Source organism: Streptomyces sp. NPDC006197, from assembly GCF_040613865.1.
Taxonomy (GTDB): Bacteria; Actinomycetota; Actinomycetes; order Streptomycetales; family Streptomycetaceae; genus Streptomyces.
Genome location: NZ_JBEXSZ010000110.1, coordinates 1 through 20,428, shown reverse-complemented (window position 1 = coordinate 20,428; position 20,428 = coordinate 1). Strand labels below are relative to the sequence as shown.

The following is a 20,428-nucleotide window of genomic DNA, read 5'->3' as shown; positions in this document are numbered from 1 at the left end:
TGCGGTCGCTCCCCCTCAAGGTCCCGGACGATCGATGACCTAGGTCCCCGCCATGAGGGCGGGGGTGCCCTGGGAAGCGGATTTTGCACCTCGTAAGGTTGAAACCAGGACGTCTCGGGGCGCCCTCGCCCATTCGCCCATCCGCCCCCACCCGCCCGTCGGTGAAGGGAGCCCGCCGCACATGCCCGAAACCACCACCGGACCGGCCACCTCCTGGCGCGTCCGGCTGCCCCACACCACCGCCGCCGTGCCGATCGCCCGCGCCCTGATCCGTACCGCGCTCACCGACACCGCCCCCGAGGCCGACGGCCGCCCCGACACCGACACGGCGGAGCTCCTCACCGCCGAGCTCGTCGCCAACGCCGTCGAGCACACCGCCGGCACCGGCCCCATCGAACTGGTCGTCCGACTGCTCCCGGCACCGGGCGGCTGCCGGATCGAGGTCCACGACTCCCGGCCCGCCCGCCCCGGCGACCTCGTCTGCCCCGACCCGGCGGTCGGCGTCGATCCCTGGCAGGAGCACGGCCGCGGCCTCCTGCTGCTCCGGGCGCTCAGCAGCGACTGCGGGCACCGCCCCACCGCACACGGCAAGGCGGTCTGGTTCACGCTCCCGGGGATACCGGCCCAACGGCGGCGCCGGGCGGGCTGACGGGCCCTGGGGCCTGATCCAGAAGACGGGCCCCAGGTGCTACTCGCCCGTCGGGCGGGCCAGCGTCGCGACCAGGACCGCCTTGATGGTGTGCATCCGGTTCTCGGCCTCGTCGAAGACGACCGAGTGCTCCGACTCGAAGACCTCGTCCGAGACCTCCAGCTCGGTCAGGCCGTGCCGGGCGTGGATGTCCCGGCCGACCGCCGTGCCCAGGTCGTGGAAGGCGGGCAGGCAGTGCAGGAACTTGACGTCCGGGTTCCCCGTGGCGCGCAGCACGTCCATCGTCACGGAGTACGGGGCGAGGGCGGCGATCCGCTCGTCCCAGACCTCCTTGGGCTCACCCATGGAGACCCAGACGTCGGTGACGACGAAGTCGGCGCCCACGACACCCTCGGACACGTCCTCGGTGAGCGTGATCCTGGCGCCGCTGACCTCGGCGAGCTTGCGGGCCGCGGCGACGACGTCCTCGGCCGGCCAGTACGCCTCCGGGGCGACGATCCGGACGTCCATGCCGAGCAGGGCGCCGGTGACCAGGTAGGAGTTGCCCATGTTGAAGCGGGCGTCACCCAGGTAGGCGAAGGCGATCTCTTCGAGCGGCTTGTCCGTGTGCTCGGTCATGGTGAGCACGTCGGCCAGCATCTGGGTGGGGTGCCAGTCGTCGGTGAGACCGTTGAAGACGGGCACGCCGGCGAAGGCGGCGAGCTCCTCGACCGCGGCCTGGCTGTCCCCGCGGTACTCGATGCCGTCGAACATCCGGCCGAGGACGCGGGCGGTGTCCTTGACGGACTCCTTGTGGCCGATCTGGGAGCCCGAGGGGTCGAGGTAGGTGGTGGAGGCGCCCTGGTCGGCGGCGGCGACCTCGAAGGCGCAGCGGGTGCGGGTCGAGGTCTTCTCGAAGATCAGGGCGATGTTCCTGCCGCGCAGCCGCTGCACCTCGGTGCCCGCCTTCTTGGCGGCCTTGAGCTCGGCGGCGAGCGCGATCAGGGCGCGGAACTCCTCGGCGGTGAAGTCCAGCTCCTTGAGGAAGTGGCGGCCGATGAGGTCTGTGGCCATGGGACGCGCTCCTGTGGGTACGGGTCGGGAGGACGGCTGTCGGGACTCTGGAAGTGTATACGCACTCCAACATTTCTATACAGCCCCCTCTCCCGTGGCCTTCGCCCCTCAGGCGGCGTCCCGCTCCACCGGACAGCTCATGCAGCGCGGACCGCCCCTCCCCCGGCCCAGCTCACTGCCGGGGATCTCGATCACCTCGATGCCCTGCTTGCGCAGGTGCGTGTTCGTCGTGACGTTCCGCTCGTACGCGACGACCACCCCCGGCTCCACGGCCAGCACGTTGCACCCGTCGTCCCACTGCTCCCGCTCGGCCGCGTGCACGTCCTGGGTCGCCGTGAGCACCCGGATGTCCTGGAGCCCGAGGGCCGCCGCGATGGCACCGTGCATCTGCTCCGGCGGATGGTCGGTGACCCGGAGGGACTGCCCCGCGTCCCCCGGCTCGATCGTGTACGAGCGGAGCATCCCCAGACCCGCGTACTGCGTGAAGGTGTCCTGGTCGACCATCGTCATCACCGTGTCCAGGTGCATGAACGCCCGCCGCTTCGGCATGTCCAACGCGATGATCGTGCGCGCCGACCCCGCCGCGAACATCCCCCGGGCCAGCATCTCCACCGCCTGCGGCGTCGTCCGCTCGCTCATCCCGATCAGCACGGCGCCGTTGCCGATGACCAGGACGTCCCCGCCCTCGATCGTCGACGGATAGTCCGACTGCCCCTCCGACCAGTGGTGGAAGGCACCCGCCTGCGGGCCCGTGAACAGCGGATGGTGCTTGTAGATCGCCTCGAAGTGCACCGTCTCGCGCTGCCGGGCCGGCCAGCGCATGGCGTTGATGGAGACGCCGTCGTAGATCCAGGCCGAGGTGTCCCGGGTGAAGAGGTGGTTCGGCAGCGGTCCGAGGAGGAAGTCGTCCAGGTCCATGGCGTGGAAGCGGACCGAGGTCGGCTCCCGGTGCGCCGCCAGGAACTCCCGCTTCGTCATGCCGCCGACCAGTGCCTCGCCGAGCGCGGCGGCGTCCAACGAGTCGAAGGCCGCGCGGAGGTGGTCGGCGGCCAGCGGCCCGTACTCCTTCTCGTCGAAGACCCGGTCGAGGACCAGCGCGCGGGCCGTCGGCACCTCCAGGGCCTCGCGCAGCAGGTCCCCGAAGAGGTGCACCTCCACCCCCCGGTCGCGCAGCACGTCGGCGAAGCCGTCGTGCTCCTGCCGGGCCCGGCGCACCCACAGCACGTCGTCGAAGAGGAGGGCGTCCTTGTTGGACGGAGTGAGCCGCTTCAGCTCCAGATCGGGCCGGTGCAGGATGACGCGGCGCAGCCGCCCGGTCTCGGAATCGACATGGAATCCCATGCGTCCATCCTGACGGAGCCGGGCGGCCCCGGCCCGCCTTTCGGCGTGCTCGCCCCGGGGCCCCTCGCGGTCACGTGACCCACTGGACCACGCCGATCAGCACGATCGCGACGAGCAGACCCCCGATCAGGAAGGCGGCCCGGCGCAGGAAACGGCGGGTGTAGCCGTTGCCGGGGTCGTCCGGGGCGGCGGGCGCGGGGGACGGGGGGCCCGGGCGGTGCGCGGTGCGCGGCAGGCCGTACGCCTCCTTCAGGAGCGTCAGCCAGACCGCGTCCGGCAGGCCCGGGCTCTCCCCGTCGACGATCAGCCAGAACGCCTCCCGGGCGGACGGCTCCGGGCTCGTACGGAGCCGCGACAGCAGTTCGGCGACCGTACCGACCGGGGCGTCGCCGCCGCCGAGCAGGGGGCGGACCGCCCAGCGGTGCAGCTCGGCGGCGTTGGCCGCGCGCTGCTCCTCCGGCGGCTCGGAGGGGTCGTCCCGCGCGGTGGGCGGCGGGACGGCCCACAGCTCCCGGGCGATCGCCACCTCGCAGAGCTCCCGGCGCATCGGATGGCCCCAGGACGGCAGGCGCCGGGCGACCTCCCGGAGCAGGACGGTGACGACGGCGTACGCATGGGGCCGGCGCAGCGCCTCCAGGAGCTCACGGCTGCCGCCCTTCACGACGAGCTCCCGCGCCTCCTCCACGCTCCGCACGGTCGGCAGCTTGTGCACGAGCGAGGTCTCGGCCTCCCGCCCCCGCGGCCGCCGCCGCACGCCCTTGCCGGGCCCGGTCCACTGCGGCCCGACGACCGGCAGCACGGGCCGGGGGTAGACGACCGGGCGGGGCCCGTCGGCGGGGCGGGGGGCGGACGGGGGCTGGGGTACGGGAGCGGAGGGAGGTGCGGGCGGCAGCGGGGGCTCGGGGGGGTACGCGGGCGCCCGACCGGGGTCGGCCGACGACTCGGGTGCGCGCCCGTCCGGGGCCCACGAGGCCTCCCGCGCGCCGTCGGAGTCCGGACGCGGGCCGGGCGGAGCGGGGCGCCCCACCCGTCCCGTCCCGGGGACGGCCGGGTACCGCGAGCCCGACGGGTCGGAGTACCCGTCACTCCCCGGGCCGAGCCGCCGGGGATCCGACGAGCCGGGGTGCCGGGGGTCCGGGTTCCTAGGGTCCGGGTGCCGGGGGTCCGAGTGCCTAGGGTCCGAGTGCCTAGGGTCCGGGTGCTGGGGGTCCGGGTGCTGGGGGCCCGAGTACTGGGGGCCCGGGTATCTAGGGTCCGAGTTCCTAGGGTCCAAGTACTGGGGGTCCGGATCCCGGCGGCCCCCGGCACCGTCGTACCCGGCACCTCGCACGTCCTCGTCCCGGGGGTCCGGCGGGGGCTGCTCCCGGCGACCGCCGGTGCCCTCGTCCCAAGAGCCCGGCGGGGTCTGCTCCCCGCGCCCCCCGTACCCGGCGCCCGGCGCGTCCTCGCCCCGAGGGTCCCGTGCGTCCTCGTACCCGAGGGGCGGCGTGGTCCGGTCCCGTCGAGCGCCGCCGGTCCCGTGGCCCGGTCCGGCCCCGGGGCGGGGGGTCGGTGCGGTCCGGTCCCAGGAAGGCGGTGTCCCCCGGTCCTCGGGCTCCGGTGGGAGCGGGTTTCCCCGGTGGGAGGCGTTCGTGCGGGGGTCGACGGCGTCCAGGCGGTCGGCGGCCCGGGACGCCGTTTCCAGGAGCGTGCCCCGGTAGGTGGCGGCGGCGGTGCGGAGGGCTCTGCCGATCACGCGGTCGCGGCCCTTCCCCTCCTCGACCTCCCACAGGTGGTGGCGGACGAGCCGGGCCGCGACCTCCTCCGCCCGGTCGCCGCACCGCTCGCGCGGGTCGACGCGGCGCCGCTCGGTGTTGCGGCTCGCCGCGCCGGACCAGCGGCCGACGAACACGAAACGGAGCGAGGGAAGTTCGGCCGTGTCGTGGGTGGCGAAGGTCCACGGTCGTCTGCTGAGCGCGCCGAGCATGCCGTGCAGCCCCCACAGGACGGGGCAGGCGGTGTCGCCCCGTTCGTCGAGGACGGTGAACAGGTCGTCGGGGTGGCGCAGGAACTCCGCGACCGCGCCGACGAGTTCCTCGGCCGCGTACGGCAGGAGCCGGTCGAGCTCCGCCGGGCCCCGGCGGCTCGCGGCGGGTAGGAGGGCCTCCGCCGGGACCACCGGCAGCGGACCCCGCGCCTCGGCGGCGTTCGCGGCGGCGGCGCCGTCCCAGTCCCAGCCGTGGAGCCCGAGGCAGACGGCGGGGGCGAGGAGGGCGGGCGCGCCGACGAGGGCGTGGCAGAGCACGGACGTCCTGCCGTCGGCGTCCGTGAAGGGCGCACGCCGGATGAGCATCACGTGGTCGCGCCGCCGGAGCCGGATCAGGGCCGGCCGGGTCTCGTCCCCGCCGGCCCGCAGCACGGGGCCGGAGAGCTGGAAGAGGTTCTCGGTCTCGTCGCGGGGCCCGGACCAGGCGACGGGCCCGAAGCCGGTGTTGCCGGTGAGGTTCTCGCTGTCCCAGCGGAAGACGATCTGGTCGGCCTCGTTCTCCGTCCGTGTCATCGGACGATCCCCTCCCTGGGTTCCGCCCCGGGCAGCAGCCCGCACAGGGCGAAGAGCGACAGCAGCGGCGCGAGGACCCGGCGCGGCCGGGCCCCGTGCGGGAATCGGTCGCCGCGCGCCTGCCCTCCGGTGGCGGCGACGAAGTGCAGGGTGCAGTCGGCGCAGTCGTCGAAGGGCTTGAGCCAGGCGGCGCTGGCGTGGTGGGCGAGGAAGGCGTACGCGTCCCGGCTCTCCTCGCGGAGCGCGGCGGGGTCGTGGCGGCCGGGCAGCGCCCGGCCGAGCCAGCGGTCGACGACGGGTTCGAAGCGGACGAGGTCGCTCTTGTTGACGGCGAGCGCGGCGGGCGCGGCGACGAGTCCGCCGCGCTGCCGGGGGATGCGGTTGAGCACGGTGGTGAAGGCCTCGTCGCCGAGGTCGCGCCGTCGCAGCCCGCTCTGTTCGCGCACCGGGTCGAGTCCGGGCAGCCGGAGGGCGCGCAGCGGGTCCAGGACGAAGACGAAGGCGTCGACGCCCATGAGGAAGCGGCCGACCTCCCCGTCCTGGGCGAGGTCCTCGCCGGCGAGGTCGAAGAAGACGACGGGGCGGGGCTGCGCGCCGCCCGCCGAGACGAGCAGGCCGTCGGCGAACCGCGCGAAGGTCTGCTGTCCGGTACGGCCGAGCTGCCGCCCCTGTTGGAGGCTCTGGACCCGTTCGCGCAGATAGGTGCGGTGCGCTTCGGGGTTGAGCGGCCGGCATTTGAGTCCGTACGGTTCGAGGCCGCCGAGTTCGACCTCGCCGAGCATGGCGGCGAGAAGGTGGGTCTTGCCGACGGAGGAGCTGCCGACGAGGGCGACGGAGAGCGGTTCGCCGTTGGTGAGGTAGGGGACGGGCAGTTCGTGCTCCTCGTCGCCGTCCACGGTGTGCGGGCACAGGTGGTAGGCCTTGCGCAGGGCGTCCGCGACGTGGCCGGGGCGGCGTTCGGCGCTGAGGTCGAGCGGGATCCGGTTGCCCTTGGCGTCGATGGTGACGAGCAGCCGTTCGTCGTACTCGACGGGGAGCAGGCAGTGCGGGCACATGCGGCCGCGCGGCGGCGGGGGCGGCGCCGGTTCGGGCGTCACGGCGGGGGCGGCGGGCCGGAAGGCGTCGCCTCCGCCGCCGAAGATCCGGTCGCGGAGGGAGGGGCGCGAGGGCCGTGGGTCCGGCGGGGGCGGTCCTTCCGCCTCCACGGGGGGCGGGGCGCCGCCGGTGGCCGCGCGCTTCCTGGCGATCTGGTGGTCGTACTCGGTGCGCCACCGGTCGAGCGGGTCGGCCGCCCCGATGCCGGTGGCGAGCGGGTCGGGGACGTGCAGGAGCCGCATGAGTTCGGCCGGCCGGGGCCGGTCCGCCGCGCGCGCGGCGAAGAGCCCGCTCTGTCCGAGGGCGGCCAGGCGCCGGTAGTCGGCGAGGTCGGCCGGGGGTCCCTCGCCGCGGTCGGGGCGGCCGGAGAGGAGGTAGTAGGCCAGTTCGGCGACGGACCACAGGTCGTCGCGCGGGTCGGCGACGCCCTGGCCCGCGCGCTGTTCGGGCGAGGCCCAGGGGGCGCCGCCGAAGGGTTCGCGGGCCTCCCCGGCGCGCTGCGCGGCGTACGGTTCGCAGAGCCGGACCCGGGCGCCGTCCCACCGTACGGTGTCGGGGGCGATGGCCCGGTGCACGAGGTCGGCCCCGTCCAGGAGCCGTACGGCCATGGCGAGTTGGCCGGTGATGCGCTCCTGGTCCTCGGCGCCGAGCCGCCCGGCCCACTCGGACAGCGGGCGTCCGGACGGCGGCCGGTACAGCACGAAGGGCTCGGCGGCGGTCAGGTCGAATCCGACGATCCTGGCGAAGACCGCGCCGAACTTCGCGCCGCCGTAGCGGCGTTCGAGGGCGACGGCGGCCGCCGCCTCCCGTTCGAGGAGGGCGTAGGCGTGCGGGTCGCCCTGCGCGGACGACGCGAGCCGGTACTGGAGGACGTGCGCGCCCGCGCCCAGGGTCGCCCGGCGCGCGAGGACCCCGGGACGGCCGGGCGGCCGGCGGTCCTCGCCGTAGCGCACGGCGAAGCGCACCGGCGCCTCGCGGGGAGTGAGGAACTCCAGCTCCTGGTAGTACGGATGGGACGGCGGGGTCGGCTCGCTCAGGTGGTCGGGGTGGTCCGGCCCGAGCGGCTGGTTCAGGTCGCCCGGGTGGTCCGGCCCGGTCGGCCGGTTCGGGTGGCCCGGGTCGCCCGGGCCCTTCGGACGGTTCGGGTCGCTCGGGTCGCCCGGGCCCTTCGGACGGTTCGGGTCGCTCGGGTGGTTCGGGTCGGTCACGGTTCTCCCGCCTCCTCGGCGCGGACGGTGTGCACGACGTCCGCGCGCAGCGGTACGAGACGGAGGATGCCGGCGTGCCGTCCCGCGCCGGTCCACACCACGTCCTCGGCGGTGCCCCGCCAGATGTCGTCCCCGGCGGCGCCGCGCCGCATCGCCTCGGGCACGAAGCGGACCTGACGGGCCGCGAGCGGATCGTGGGAGAGCAGCCGCAGGTGCTCGGGGCCGCACAGCGCGACCGTACGGCCGGGGTCGTCCTCCGCCAGGAGCAGCCGGGCCACCGCGTCGGCGGCGACGCCGGTGAGACGGGCCGCGTCGGGCCGGTCGGAACGGTCGGTGAACACCGCGAGGGAGGTGAGCGCGTCGGGGTCGCGGAGGCCCTCGTACCGGGGCGGCGGCGAGGCGGCCACGTCCCGCTCCAGACGGAGCCGGGTCTCGTCCAGGAGCTCGGAGAGCCGCTGCTCGTGACCGGCGCGCGCGAGGGCGCCGGGGTCGCGCTCGATGCCCGCCCAGCACCGGTCGAGGATCAGGACGGTCCCGGCGACCAGGTCGCCGACCAGGGTGTCGACGAGCGCGGGGCCCCCGTCCCCGTACCGCCGCTCCAGCCAGCCGGGCGCGGGGCCGGACGGCGGTCCGTCGAGGGAGCCTCCGGTGTCCCGGCCGGGCGGGTCGTACGGAGACGGGGACGGGGGTTCGGGGGCGGCGGGCCCGGCCGTCCCCCCGGCCGGGTCGGACCAGAGCTCGTCCTCCGCGCCGTCCCCCCAGGCCTCCGTCCCCTCCCCCCAGTCGTCCCCGTCGTCCCGCCAGTCCTCCCAGCTCCAGGACGCCGCCCCGGTCTCCCGGGCCGGCGGCGGCTCGGCCTCCGGCCGGTCGTCCTTCCGCACCGCGTGCGGCTGCCCGTGCGCCTCGGCGGTCTCCGCGAGGCCCCGGAGCAGCCCGGCGACGGCTCCCGCCCCGGTCGAGCAGTGGTGCCGCACCTCGGCGAAGAGCCAGTCGTGCACGGCGGTCGTGACCACCAGCTCCTGGATCTCCCGCAGGATCCGCCAGGCCTCCTCCGGGTCCGCGCGCGCCCACCACTCGTCCACGGCCCGGCTCCAGTCGCGCAGCGCGAGCAGCACGACGGCCGCCACGGCCACGGCCGCCGCCACCGGCGGCGCCCAGACGGGCAGGTCCAGGAACGAGCCGAGGCCCGCCCCCACGAGACCGCCAAGCAGGCCGCCGAAGAGCCGGGGCGCCGCGCCCGTGGCCCCGCCGCCGTCGATCCGACCGTCGGGCGAACGGTTGGGCCTGCGCCGCAGCATCAGATGCGCGAGCCCGGCGGCGAGGACGCCGACGGCCGGACCGAGGACCCAGCCGAGCACCGGCCAGACGCCGGCGAGCAGCGCGAGCAGCCCGGTGACGGCGAAGGCCGCGGGGCGCGAACCGCCCGCCGTGAAGGGGTACCGGGCGCCGAGCCGCCGCAGCCGCTCGGGACCGCAGATCGCGTCGAGCCGGGCGAGGCGGGCCGCGCTGCCCACGGGTGCGGTGCGCGCGGACAGCGCGGACAGCCGGGCCGCCACGGACCGCAGCGGCAGCCCCTTGCCGATCAGGTCGTGGGTGAGGTCGCGCAGCGCCGGGACGATCCCGGCCCGGGAGATCTCCCGCGGCAGCTCCGGCAGTTCGACGCCCCGGTCGCGCAGCACCCCCCGGTGCTCGGCGGTGAGCCGGGTGCCGCCCGCCGCGCCGAACGCGTCCGCGACGGCGGTGCGGAACCGGTCCAGCTCCTCCGTCACCCGCTCCAGGTCCCCCGGCAGGTCGACGCTCCGGCCGGCTCCGGTGAGGAGACCGGCCGAGCCCCGGACCCGGTGGTAGCCCTCGACGGCCTCGCCGACCGCCGCGTCACAGGCGGCGAGCCTGGCTCCCGCCCGGCCCTGGGGCGGCAGCCACCGGTGCCCGGACAGGGAGCGCGGCACGCCCTCGTCGAGGAGGAGTGCGAGCGCGCCGGGCACCTGCTCGGCGGAGATGCTCCCGGCCGGGACGTCCGGTCCGGCGAGCCCCTCCACGGCCTGCCGCCAGGCCCGCGCCCTGGCCTCGTCGGTGAGGTCGTGCTCCAGGACCCGCACGGCGGGCACGGCGACGCCGTGCACCACCTCGCCCAGCGCGCGCAGGACGGCGTCGAAGACCTCCGGCGTGGACAGGACGTCGACGAGCGGGCGCAGCACGGCCTCGCCCGGCACGCCGTCCTCCGTGGAGTCGAAGACCCACAGGACGCCGGCGGCGGGCGGGCGGAGGGTGAGGGAGCGGCTCAGGGTCCGTTCGCCCCGGGCGCCGACCGCCAGGCAGACGACGTGCGCGGGCCCGTAGGAGGAGAGGCGCTCGTAGAGCAGCTGGTGGGCGACGAGCCGGTCGGCCTCGTCGACGACGAGGAAGCGCCGCTCGCCGCCGGGCTGCGGGACGTCCAGGGCCGCGCGGACGGCTGCCTCGGCGTCGTGCGCCCCGGCGGGCGGCGTGCGCAGGTCGAGGCAGACGGCGTGGCCCGGCAGCGGCCGTTCGGGAAGAACAGGAGGGACGCGTGGGCTCACTCCTCCTCACCGTCCCGGTCGCGGCGGTACGGCTCGTCGTCGGCCCCGAAGTCCTCCTCGTACGCGGGCCCGAAGTCCGGCTCGGGCTCCAGCTCCCAGTCCCCCTCGTAGGCGGACGGCGTCGAGGGGGCGGGCCGGCTCGCGTACCCGGCCCGCGGGTCGCGCCGAGCGCGGTCGTCGTACCCGGCGCCGTCCTCGTACCCGGCGTCGTCCTCGTACCCGGGTCGGGACTCGGGCGCGGGGCGGGGCCCGTGCCCGGCGCCGTCGTCGTACCGGGGTCGGGGCTCGTACCCGTCGTCGTACCGGGGCCGGGGCCCGTGCCCGGCGTCGTCCTCGGGTGCGGGGCGGGGTCCGCGCGGGGGCCGTGGGCCGTACCCGGTCCCCTCCTCGTACCGTGCGCCCTCCTCGTACCCGGGGCGCGGTCCGTACCCGGGGCGCGGTCCGTGCCCCGGGCGCGGATCGGGGCCGGTGCGCGGATCGGGCTCCCGGCGGGCCCTCGGGAGGGGGTCGGGTCGCCTGCTCTGCGGGCGGCCCTGGCGCGGCGCGTGGCGTTCGTACAGGGCGCGGAGGCTCGCGCGGGTCGCGCGGGCCGCGCTCGGGAAGCGCATGTCGAGGGCGCCCGGGTAGGTGACCTCCCAGAGGTGGCGGAGCGGGGCCAGCCATTCGCTGTCCGCCGGGCCGTACTCGGCGGCGATCTCGTCGATCAGGCGGAGCTGGCGCGGGGCGATGTTCTCCACGAAGTGGGTGAAGAGCCGTGAAGGCGGCGCCGGGACCTGGGCGAGGCCCTTGGGCAGGGCGCGCATGAGCCGTTCGCAGAACTGCTCGATGATCTGCCCCTCGTCGAGCAGCGCCGAGCGTTCGTACGCGCGCAGCAGCCCCGCCCAGCTGGAGAGCGAGCCGTCGAAGCCCTCCAGGCGCAGCGACATGGTCGCCGACTCGCCGTCCTGGAGGCTGATCCGGACGAGGTGGGGTGAGTCGGCCGGGCCCTCGGCCGCGATGTGGCCGTTCCACATCGCGCAGAGCAGCCGGTGGAGGATGCGCTGCCGGTCCGGTTCGGTGGAGACGAGCCAGTCGTCCTGGTAGCCGAGCCGCTGGCGCCAGTGCAGGAAGTCGTCCTCGCCGCCGGAGTCGCGGGCCTCGGACCAGAGGCTGAGGACGCTGCGGACCTCGGAGATGTCGGTGAGGTTCATGCCGCTGCGGAAGAAGACGACGGTGATGGAGTCGGTGTCGACGGCCCGGCACTCGGGGAACACCCGGGCGGGCAGGTTGAGTTCCTGCGAGAGGAAGCCGGCGGCCCGGCCGTCCGACTCGCTCGCCGGGTGCACGATGAGGATCTTGAGCGGGCCGCTGCCGTCCGGGACGAAGCCGACGGGGAGGAGTCCGGCGAGCCGGGCGCGGAACTGGTCGAGCCAGCGCGGGTCGACCTTCGCCTCGGCGGTCTCGTCGCCGGCGGCGGCCCGCAGCAGCAGTTCCATGGAGGGCAGCAGGGGGCGGGCGAAGACGTCCTCGTTGGCCTCGCCGAAGAGGCGCTTGACCCGCCGCTCGACGACCTGCTTGATCTCCTTCACGGCCGCCCCGGAGGAGCGGCGGACCGCGTCGAGGGCGCGCCGCCAGTCGTCGGGCCCGACGAGCCGGTCCAGGAGGGTCGCGGCGTCGGTGGCCTCGGGGAGGCCCTCGCTCTGGGCGAGCCGGTCGACGACGTCGTCGTAGAAGGCGCGCAGGGTGTTCTGCGGGGGCAGCAGGTAGGCGATGCCGGCGCGGTCGTCGCGGTAGAGCTCGCGGCGGCTGTCGGCGAAGGACTTCGCCTCGTCCTGTTCGTGGGCGCGGAGCACCTTGGTGAGTTCGGCGACCTCGTTGGTGACGCGGTTGAGGGAGGGCCGCCACTGGGCCTCGCCGGCCTGCCAGCCGCGGTGCCAGAGGACGCGGGCGCGCCACTGGTACCAGGCCTGCTGCGCGGCGAGCGTGTCCTGGACGTCGGGGTCGGTCCACCGGGCCGGTACGACTCCGCCGACGCTGCGCTTGATGTGGGGGATGTTGGGGGCGGCGGTCTGGACGTTCGGGGGCCGTTCGGGGTCGTTGCGCCGGTTGTCGAGCATGCCGGTGAAGCCTTCCCTGGCCACCCGGTCGGGGTGGCTGGGGAGTCCGGCGAGGACGGTCTCCAGCTGGAACGGGCCGATGATGCCGAGGAGTTCGCGGGCTCCCGCGCCCGGCCTGAAGTCCTCGGTGAGGCGCGGGATCTCGCGGGAGAGCTGGACGTCGAGGCGCTGGAGGGAATCCTCCATGTCGCCAAGCCGCCGCCGGAGTTCCTGGGTGATGTCGCGGCTGCCCCGGGGCAGTTGCTCGGGCAGGGGCACGTCCGGTGCCTCGCGGCTCCACAGACGGCCGATGCCGGAGCGGGTGAAGAGGTCCCGGACGAGGTCCTGGCCGTCCCGGGCGGGCCGCCGGGCGCGTTCGGACATGCCGCGGACGGCCTGGGCGAGGAGCCGGGCGGCGACGATCTCGGCGAGGTCGTCGACGGGGACGGTGAGGGAGGCGGCGAGGCTGGTGGACATGCCCCGGTAGCCGATGCCGGTACGGGCCGGGGTCGCACGCTCCACGCTCTTGTTGATGAAGCTGGCGGCGAAGGACTGGTAGTCGTCCTCCGCGCGGTTCACCGAGTTGCTGTCCTCGCCGAGTTCGGTGCCGATGAGCGACATCACCATGGCGGTGATGGAGCGGCGGAGGTCCTCGGTGCCGATGACGGCCGGCTTGGAGAAGAGGAAGGCGGTCTGCATGGTGGCGGGGCGCAGGGCGACGACCCCGTCGCCCGGATAGGTGACGCTGAGCCGGCCCCGCTCCTCGACGTCGCCGAAGGTCTCGAGGGCGTCGGGCACGTTCTGGTCGTCGACGAGCCGTGAGAGGTCCACGAGGGCGCGGGCGGCGTTGAGTTCGGCCTCGCGGCCGCCGCCGGCCTCGGGCGGGAAGGCGGAGGGCATGACGACGAGCGGGTAGATCTTGACGCCGGGGACCTTGGCGTTGCGGAACTCGTGCCCGATGAGGTGGATGAAGTCGTAGAAGATGCCGGCGCCGGTGCCGCCGGCGACGGAGAAGGCGACGAAGACGTCGCAGCCCCGGATGCGGCCGCCGCCGACCCGCTTGAGGTCGCCGGCCGCCTGTCCGATGGCGCCGATCGCCTCGCGGAGCTGCCGCAGGACGGGTTCGAGGCCGGAGCGCACGGTCGCGAAGAGCGCGGCGCGGCCGACGGTCGGCAGCTGCCCGGCGCCGCTGTTGAGGGGGGCGACGCGCGGCTGGCGGGCCTGGGGCGGCAGCCAGTGCCGGGTCTCCTCGGGGACGGAGACGCGCAGCATGCGGGTCACCTCGGGCGAGGAGTCGAAGTCGGTGGGCAGCAGGTCGCGGACCATGCGGGAGGTGCGGGCGAAGGCGGCGCCCTCGGCGCCCTTGGCCCGGAACTGGGGCTGGCTCAGCAGCTCGCCCTCGCTGAAGTCGGCGTAGACGAACTGGAGGCAGTCGGGCAGCTGGAAGGGCAGTCGGCGGCCGCCGTCGACGAGGTCGGTGCCGTCGGGTCCGCACAGCTCCCGGCGCAGCTGCCGTTCGAGTTCGCTGCCGATCCTTCCGCCGGTGCCGCCGAGTCCGACGAAGAGCATGGGCTGGTAGATCTTCATGTCGTCTCTCCTCGGTGCCCGTTCAGAAGTTCACGTCGTAGGTGTCGGACCCGCCGGTGGCCCCGGCCGCCCCGGGGGCGGTCCCCGGTGCGGCTCCCGTACCGGTGCCGAGGCCGGTGTCCGTGCCGGGTCCGGTGCGCCGGGGGGTGCGGGGGCGCCGGGACCACGGGAGGTCGCGGGTCCGCGGGGAGGGCGTCCGCGCGCCCCGTACGACGAGTTCGTGGTCGCCGAGACCGACCGGTTCCCCGGCCCTCACCGGCACCTGGCCGCCGCCCCGGGGGCGCAGCAGCAGTTCGCCGGAGCCGGTGCGGCGCAGCACGTGGGCGGTGGAGGCGGCGGTGCCGCGGACACCGCGGAGCATCGGCATCGCCCCGTACGGCTCGTCGACGGTGAAGGTGAAGGTCCCGCCTTCGCTCTGCCCCCTGCGGATGGTCAGCGAGTGCAGGGACCGGCCGTCGTCGCGCAGTTCCAGGGTGACCCCGGTGAGGTCGCGGCGGCGGCGCCGGGCGGCGAGCCGGACGCCGGCGAGGGCGGCGAGCACGAGGAGGGCGACGGCGCCGCCGGTGACGGCCTTCCACCAGCGGTCCCACCAGGTGGGCGGCGCCACGACGAGGACGTCCAGGAAGGCGGTGTCGAGGACGGTGTCGCCGTCGCCGGTGTCCACGACCGCGACCCGGCCGCCCAGTTCGCCGAGGGCCGTGCCGGCGGCGAGGGTCACCGTGAAGGGGATGCGGGTGCTCTTGCCCGCGGGCGCGGTCACCGGGGTCGGGGCGACGGTGAGCTCGGCGCCGGGCGTCTGGTCCTGGAGGGCGAGCCGCAGGGTGTGCGGGGCGGAGTCGTTGTTGGTGACGTCGAGGGTGCCCCGGACGGTGCCGCCCGGGTGCACGGTGACGCGGTCGACGACGAGCCCCGCGGTCAGCACCGGCACGTCCGGGCCGCGCCGGGCGTGCACCGGGCGCCGGTCGGAGGTGATGCCGGGCGCCGCCATGCGGGTGGCGAGCTCCAGGTCGCCGGTGGCCCCGGCGGGCAGGGTGAACGTGCCGGTGAAACGGACGTCCCCGGCCTTCGCGTCGGGGGCCCGCCCGTCGTCGGCGAGCCGGAAGGCGAAGGGCTCGAAGCCCGCGCCGGCGACCTCGGCCGAGGCCGTGAGACCGGCCAGCTGCCGCGGGTCGGTGATGACGACCCCGCGCCGGGTCTGCATCCGCACCTGCACGGTGACCTTCTCCCCCGCGCGCGGGGACGCCGGGTCGAGGGTGACGTCGGAGCGGAGGCGGCCCTGCCAGATGGCCCGGACGGCGACCTCCCGGTCGCGGTGGCCCTCCGGCGCCTCGATGTGCACGCGCCAGCGGCCGGGCAGCGGGTCCTTCACGCGCAGCGCCTCGACCGGCCCGTCCTGGCCGCTCACCTCGAAGGTCGAGCCGTCGAACTCGCCCCGTACGGGCACCTTGCGGCCCGCCGGGTCGTAGTACGTGACCCGCACCTTCGGGTCGTGCTTGGCGACCGTGAGGGAGCCGTCGGTGGCGATCGGCGGGATGGTCACGGTCAGGTCGGCGGGCGGCTTCCCGACGGTGCCCTGGGCGATCCGGGCGCAGCGGGCGGCGGCGAAGGTCTCCTGGAGCGCCTTGTCGATCTCGGCGGAGGTGCCGACGACGCGCATGCGGGGGACGGAGCCGGGGACGTCGGAGCAGGCGCCCCGGTAGCCGCCCTCGGCCATGGCGGTCAGCGCGGAGCGGTCGATCTCGCTGCCGAAGCCGAGCGGCCAGATCTGGACGCCGGCCGCCCGGGCGCGGGCGAGTTCCTCGGTGAGCCGCCGCGCCCCGTTGGACTGGCGGGTGTCCCGGTCGGTGCCGTACTCGGGGCTGTCGGCGACGTCCAGTCTGCCGTCGGTGAGCAGGAAGACGACCTTCGGCGCGGCCGGGGTCTTCGCGGTGGCGGGCCGGGCCTCCGTGAGGCGGGTGACGGCCTGCCGGATCGCGGCCGGGAAGTCGGTACCGGGGCCCGTGCGGGCGTCGCGGCGGCCCAGCCGCTGGACGCACGCGCTGAGCCGCTCGCGGCCCGCCGCGTCGGCGACGGTGAGCGGGCAGACCTCGTTCACGGGCGACTGGCCGGGCTTCTCGGAGCTGCCGAAGCCGATGACGGTGGCCCGGGAGCGGTCCGATATCTCGCCCTGGCTGAGCAGCGCGGCCGCCTCCGTCTCGCGCGCCAGGTCCTTCTCGGCCAGGCTCGCGGACTGGTCGACGACGACGGCGAAGTCGAGCGGGTCGGGGCCCTCGGCGGGGTCGGACGCCGCCGCGGCGGTGACGGCCGTGACGGTGGTACGAGACGCGCCGGAGGCCCCCGCGGCGGTGACGGCCGTGCGGGACGCGCCCGGGGGCCCGGCGGCGGCCGTGGCGGGGGGCGCCGTGAGCGGGCCGGGGAGCGCGAGGAGCGCCCCGGCGAGGAGCAGGGCGCTTCCCTTGCTGGTCCAGTGCATCTTCTCTCTCACCACAGTTCGCTGAAGAGGGCCAGGAGGGCGCCGAGCGCGAGCGCGGACACGCCCAGGCGCAGCCACCGGTACTTCGCCGCGAGCACGAGTCCGTGCACGCCGGCCTGTTCGAGGAGCCAGTCGGTGGCGTCCGCGCCGGACGCGCCGAGCTGTTCCCGCAGCACCGCCGCGGACGGACCGGCCGTCAGCTCGCGCAGGAACGTGCGGTCCGCGCCGATCCGGGTGCGCGGCAGGACCACCGAGACGAGCATCAGGACCCCCGCCGTCCACAGCGCGCCCGCCGCGAGGAACAGCACGAGTCCGGTGCCGGCCGCGGGCAGCGGGGCGCGGTCCCCGGAGAACACGACCGCCAGGAAGGCGAGGGCGCCGGAGAGCAGGATGGCGGCCTTGGTGTCGGCCCGCCCTATGTCCTCGCGCACGGTGGAGAGGAGCCGCTCGGCCATGAACCGCATCTCCCCGGGCGGTACGGGGGCGGGCGCGGACGCCGGGGCCGGATCGGGGGCGCGGTCGGGCGCCGGGGCCGGATCGGGGGCCCGGTCGGGCGCCGGGGCCCGGTCTGGGGCCGGGGCACGGTCGGGCGCCGGGGCCGGGGCCGGAGCACGGTCCGGGGCCGGGGCCGGGGCGCGGTCCGGAGCCGGGGCGCGGTCGGGGGTCTGGTCCGGGGTGCTCATTCGTCGTCCCAGTCGTCGAAGTCGGAGCTGGGCCGGGTGGGACCGGCGCCCCGGCGCGGCCGGTCGCGGCCCTCGCGGTCGTACGGGTCGTCCCGGTCGTACCGGTCGTTGCGCTCGTAGGAGTCCGGCTCGTACCGGTCCCGGCCGTCGTCGAACCCGTCGTCGTGACGGCCCCGCGACCGCCCCCGCCCCCACTCCCTCTCGCGCTCCCGTTCCCGTTCGGAGCCCGACTCGACGCGCGTCGGCTCGTAGACCCGGGCGTCGCGCGGGGCCTCGCCGTGCTCCTCGTCCCCGCGCGGGGCGTCCCGGTGGTCCTCGTCCCAGTCCGGGTCGCTCGGCTCGGGGGAGGCCTCCTCCAGGGCGCGCCGGCGCCGCGAGGTGTCGCCCGAGGGGTTGAGGACCCGGTCGGTGATGCCGCCGAGGACGGTGCCGGTCTGGGACCGCAGGTACATGAGCACCTGGTACATCTGCTCGCCGATGTCGTGCCGTTCCAGGACGCCGGTGTCCAGGAGCCGGTTGAAGACCCTCAGGTAGTCGTCCTGGCCCTCGCGCCGCTCCCGCTGGAGCTGGGTGCGGATCTCCCACTGCTTGTCGGGGTGCATCGCCATGTGGTGGGCGATCTGGGCGAGGTCCCCGCGCCGGAAGAGGGCCTCCATCTCGCGGGCGCGCTCGGCGACCAGGGCGCGGTCCGCCGCCTCCCTGCGCCGCTCGGCCTCGGCGGCGCGCGCGTCGGCCTCCATGGTGACGCCGAACCGGTCGCGCCGGGAGACCTCGGCCTTGACGGAGTCGTCGAGGTCGATGAAGACGAGGACCCGGGTGCGCAGCCCGATGTCCCGGCCGAAGCTGAGGCGCCCGGCGGCGAGTTCCTCGCGCACGGCCTCGTCGGCGCGCTGCGCCTCGGTGATCCGGAAGCGCCGGGAGAGCCTGCGCAGGCCGTCGAGGAGTTCGTCGTGGAGCAGCTCGGCGACGTCCTCGACCTGCTCCTGGACGACGAGGTGCGGGTCGGTCACCACCCACTGGACCTTGGCGACGGCGTCGAAGAAGACGCCGTCCCCGGCGGCCGGCAGCTGGAGCCGGAACTCGGTGACGTTGCGGCCGAGCCGTACCTCGAAGACGGTGTAAGGGGAGCCGAACATGGGCTTGTTGACGTCCTCGACGCGGTCCGGCCAGACCACCCGGTGGCCGCCGTTGCGGTAGAGGAGGACGGCGGCGACCCGGCCGCTCCGGCGGCGGTACGGGGGCGCGTACTCGCCGATGAGGGGGCCGCGCGGCCGTCCGGCGGCCGTGGCCCCGCCGGTGGCCGCCGGGCGCTGCCGCCCCGCGCCGCGCGCCTGTTCCGCCTCCTCGTCCCGCGCGGGGTCGGGGTCGAGGTCCGGGTCCTCGTCCGCGTCGCGGCCGCCGGGGTGCTGTCCGCCGTTCTGTCCCGCGTACCGCTGCCGATCGCGCCGGTCCTCGTACCGCTGCCGATCGCGCCGGTCCTCGTACCGCCGCCGCTCCCGGCCCTCGTACCCCTGCTGCTCCCGGCCCTCGTACCCCTGCCGCTCCCGGCCGTCCCGGCCCTGGCGTCGCTGCCGCTCGTCGTGGTCCCGTTCGTCCCACCGCGCCCGCTCGTCCGGCCGCGCGTTCCTGTTCTGCTCGGGCCCGGTCATCGGTTCGCTCCTTCCGTCACGGCGTCCCACATCCGGCGCGCCGCGCTCCTGTCCAGGGGCCGGTCGCGGTCCCGGACCAGTTCGTTCAGCAGTCCCCTGAGCCGGTCCCGGTCGCGGCGCTCCACCGCGAGGCGCGGCAGGAAGGCGCAGACGTGCCCGAGCGCCCCGGGGTCCTTCGCGGCACGCCGGAGCAGACCGCCGAGGGCTTCGAGGGCGGCCTCGCCCGAGCGGGCCGTGGCGAGCGTGTGCCGCAGCAGCCGCGCGAGTTCGGGCGCGAGGGCGGGCCGGGTCGCGAGCAGCGCGACGAGCAGGGGGCGGGCCGCGTGCTCGTCGAGTTCGGGCACCTCGCGCAGTCCCCACAGGTGGGTGGTCCGGGTGCCGAGCGCGCTGATGACGGCGAGGTGGACCAGGTTGGCGAGGTTGATGCGGCCGTCCTCGAGCCACTGGTGGAGCCGTCGGAGGACGGGTTCGGGTTCTCCGGAGGCGAGCAGTCGGGTCACGCTGAAGGAGGCGGGCGCGAGCACCTCGCCGTCGGTGGGCTCGCACGTCCTGACGACCCGGGCGAGGGCGTCGAGCGAGCCGGGCACGTCCCCGGCGGCCAGGACGAAGCCGTGGGCGAGGAGGGCGGTGCCGACGAGGGCGGGCTCTCCGGAGACGGCCCAGTCCTTGAGCACGGAGGCGACGGCGGGCCTGATCCGGGGATCGCGGGCGGACTCGGCGAGCGCGGTCGCGGCCGCCAGCCGGGTGACGGGCGCGTCCGTCACGGCGAGGGGCACGATCAGCTCCCGGAAGCCGTGGATCCAGTCCCAGGAGCAGAGCACGCCCGCGGCGACGGAGGCCCGCACCCACACCTCCGCGCGCGGGTCGTCGCAGAGGGCGCGCAGCCAGCGCGCCACCGGTCCGCGGACGTTGTGGTAGCCGTGCCAGACCTCGCCGAGGACGGCGGCGGCGAGGGCCTCGCCCCGGAAGCGCACGGCCCGCACCGGCACCTTCGCCGGGCCGAGGTCCAGTTCCCCGTCCTCCAGGACGGCGCGCGCCCGCATCGGGCGGTGCTCGGCGTGCGCGCCGAACAGGCGCCGTCCGGGGGCCTGTTCGGGGTCGAGGGTGACGGCGAGTTCCCAGGCGAGGAGTTCGGCGGCCTCGGCGGCGAGGCTGTAGGCGGACCCGTCGAAGACGGCGACGGCGATCCGGAACGCTCCGGCGTTCAGGGCGGGGAGCGCCTCGGGGAGCACGCCGGGGCGGTCGGCGCCCGCGAACCACTCGCGGGCCTGGGCCGCCACGAACCCGGCGCACTCGGCGAGGAGTTGGTCGTCCGTCATCTCGCCGCGCCAGTGCCGGGCGAGGTGGTCGGCGAGCCGGGCGGCCTCGCGGGGCCGCAGCTCCTCCAGGCCGAGGGCCCGGACGACGTCGGGGCGCGCGGCGAGCGCCCGCGCGGCGCCGAGGGCCTCGGCGGGCTGGCCGGAGACGGCGGCCGCCCAGGCCGCACGTGCTGTGAGTTGCTCGACACGCGCGGCCGAG

At 75.9% G+C, this 20,428-nt stretch carries 11 protein-coding genes and 1 pseudogene; 2 read left to right on the top strand and 10 right to left on the bottom strand.

All coding sequences use genetic code 11. The annotated features are described in order from the left end of the window. The first annotated feature begins 181 nt into the window (after positions 1 to 181). Entirely contained in the window at positions 182 to 649 is a 468-nt protein-coding gene (locus ABZ318_RS28275; RefSeq protein ID WP_356905292.1) for an ATP-binding protein, read from the top strand. 39 nt (positions 650 to 688) lie between these two features. Here ABZ318_RS28275 and argF read toward each other — a convergent pair whose 3' ends face one another. The 3 genes from argF to ABZ318_RS28260 all read right to left on the bottom strand — a co-directional run bounded on the left by argF (position 689) and on the right by ABZ318_RS28260 (position 3,842). Further along, positions 689 to 1,702, bottom strand: coding sequence for an ornithine carbamoyltransferase (argF, locus tag ABZ318_RS28270; protein ID WP_356905291.1), 1,014 nt, complete (start codon positions 1,700 to 1,702; stop codon positions 689 to 691). 108 nt (positions 1,703 to 1,810) lie between these two features. Then, a complete protein-coding gene (locus tag ABZ318_RS28265; RefSeq protein ID WP_356905290.1) occupies positions 1,811 to 3,043 on the bottom strand; it encodes an arginine deiminase in 1,233 nt (410 codons plus the stop codon). A gap of 70 nt (positions 3,044 to 3,113) precedes the next feature. Then, positions 3,114 to 3,842 carry a hypothetical protein gene (locus ABZ318_RS28260; RefSeq protein ID WP_356905289.1) on the bottom strand — a complete coding sequence of 243 codons (729 nt, stop codon included), beginning with the start codon at positions 3,840 to 3,842 and terminating at the stop codon, positions 3,114 to 3,116. Positions 3,843 to 5,012: 1,170 nt separating this feature from the next. Between ABZ318_RS28260 and ABZ318_RS28255 the strand changes: the two genes are divergently transcribed. Further along, positions 5,013 to 5,180 (top strand): hypothetical protein, encoded by a 168-nt coding sequence (locus tag ABZ318_RS28255; protein ID WP_356905288.1) that lies wholly within the window; start codon positions 5,013 to 5,015, stop codon positions 5,178 to 5,180. 398 nt (positions 5,181 to 5,578) lie between these two features. Here ABZ318_RS28255 and ABZ318_RS28250 read toward each other — a convergent pair whose 3' ends face one another. From ABZ318_RS28250 to ABZ318_RS28220, 7 genes and pseudogenes are all read right to left on the bottom strand, one after another. Beyond that, a complete protein-coding gene (locus ABZ318_RS28250) occupies positions 5,579 to 7,885 on the bottom strand; it encodes a hypothetical protein (RefSeq protein ID WP_356905287.1) in 2,307 nt (768 codons plus the stop codon). Beyond that, the gene (locus tag ABZ318_RS28245) at positions 7,882 to 10,443 is read right to left on the bottom strand and encodes a hypothetical protein (protein WP_356905286.1); all 2,562 of its coding nucleotides are present in this window, start codon (positions 10,441 to 10,443) and stop codon (positions 7,882 to 7,884) included. Before ABZ318_RS28245 ends, ABZ318_RS28250 begins: the two co-directional genes overlap by 4 nt. Then, the gene (locus tag ABZ318_RS28240; RefSeq protein WP_356905285.1) at positions 10,440 to 14,105 is read right to left on the bottom strand and encodes a tubulin-like doman-containing protein; all 3,666 of its coding nucleotides are present in this window, start codon (positions 14,103 to 14,105) and stop codon (positions 10,440 to 10,442) included. Before ABZ318_RS28240 ends, ABZ318_RS28245 begins: the two co-directional genes overlap by 4 nt. Before the next feature lie 22 nt (positions 14,106 to 14,127). Beyond that, a complete protein-coding gene (locus ABZ318_RS28235) occupies positions 14,128 to 16,590 on the bottom strand; it encodes a VWA domain-containing protein (RefSeq protein ID WP_356905284.1) in 2,463 nt (820 codons plus the stop codon). Next, on the bottom strand, positions 16,587 to 17,261 hold the full coding sequence (locus ABZ318_RS28230) for a Pycsar system effector family protein (RefSeq protein WP_356905283.1): 675 nt from the start codon (positions 17,259 to 17,261) through the stop codon (positions 16,587 to 16,589). The genes ABZ318_RS28235 and ABZ318_RS28230 overlap by 4 nt, the downstream gene beginning before the upstream one ends. Further along, positions 17,258 to 18,910, bottom strand: coding sequence for a hypothetical protein (locus ABZ318_RS28225; protein WP_356905282.1), 1,653 nt, complete (start codon positions 18,908 to 18,910; stop codon positions 17,258 to 17,260). The genes ABZ318_RS28230 and ABZ318_RS28225 overlap by 4 nt, the downstream gene beginning before the upstream one ends. Next, positions 18,907 to 20,428, bottom strand: a pseudogene (locus tag ABZ318_RS28220) (hypothetical protein); the annotation flags it as partial. The pseudogene ABZ318_RS28220 and the gene ABZ318_RS28225, both read right to left, overlap by 4 nt.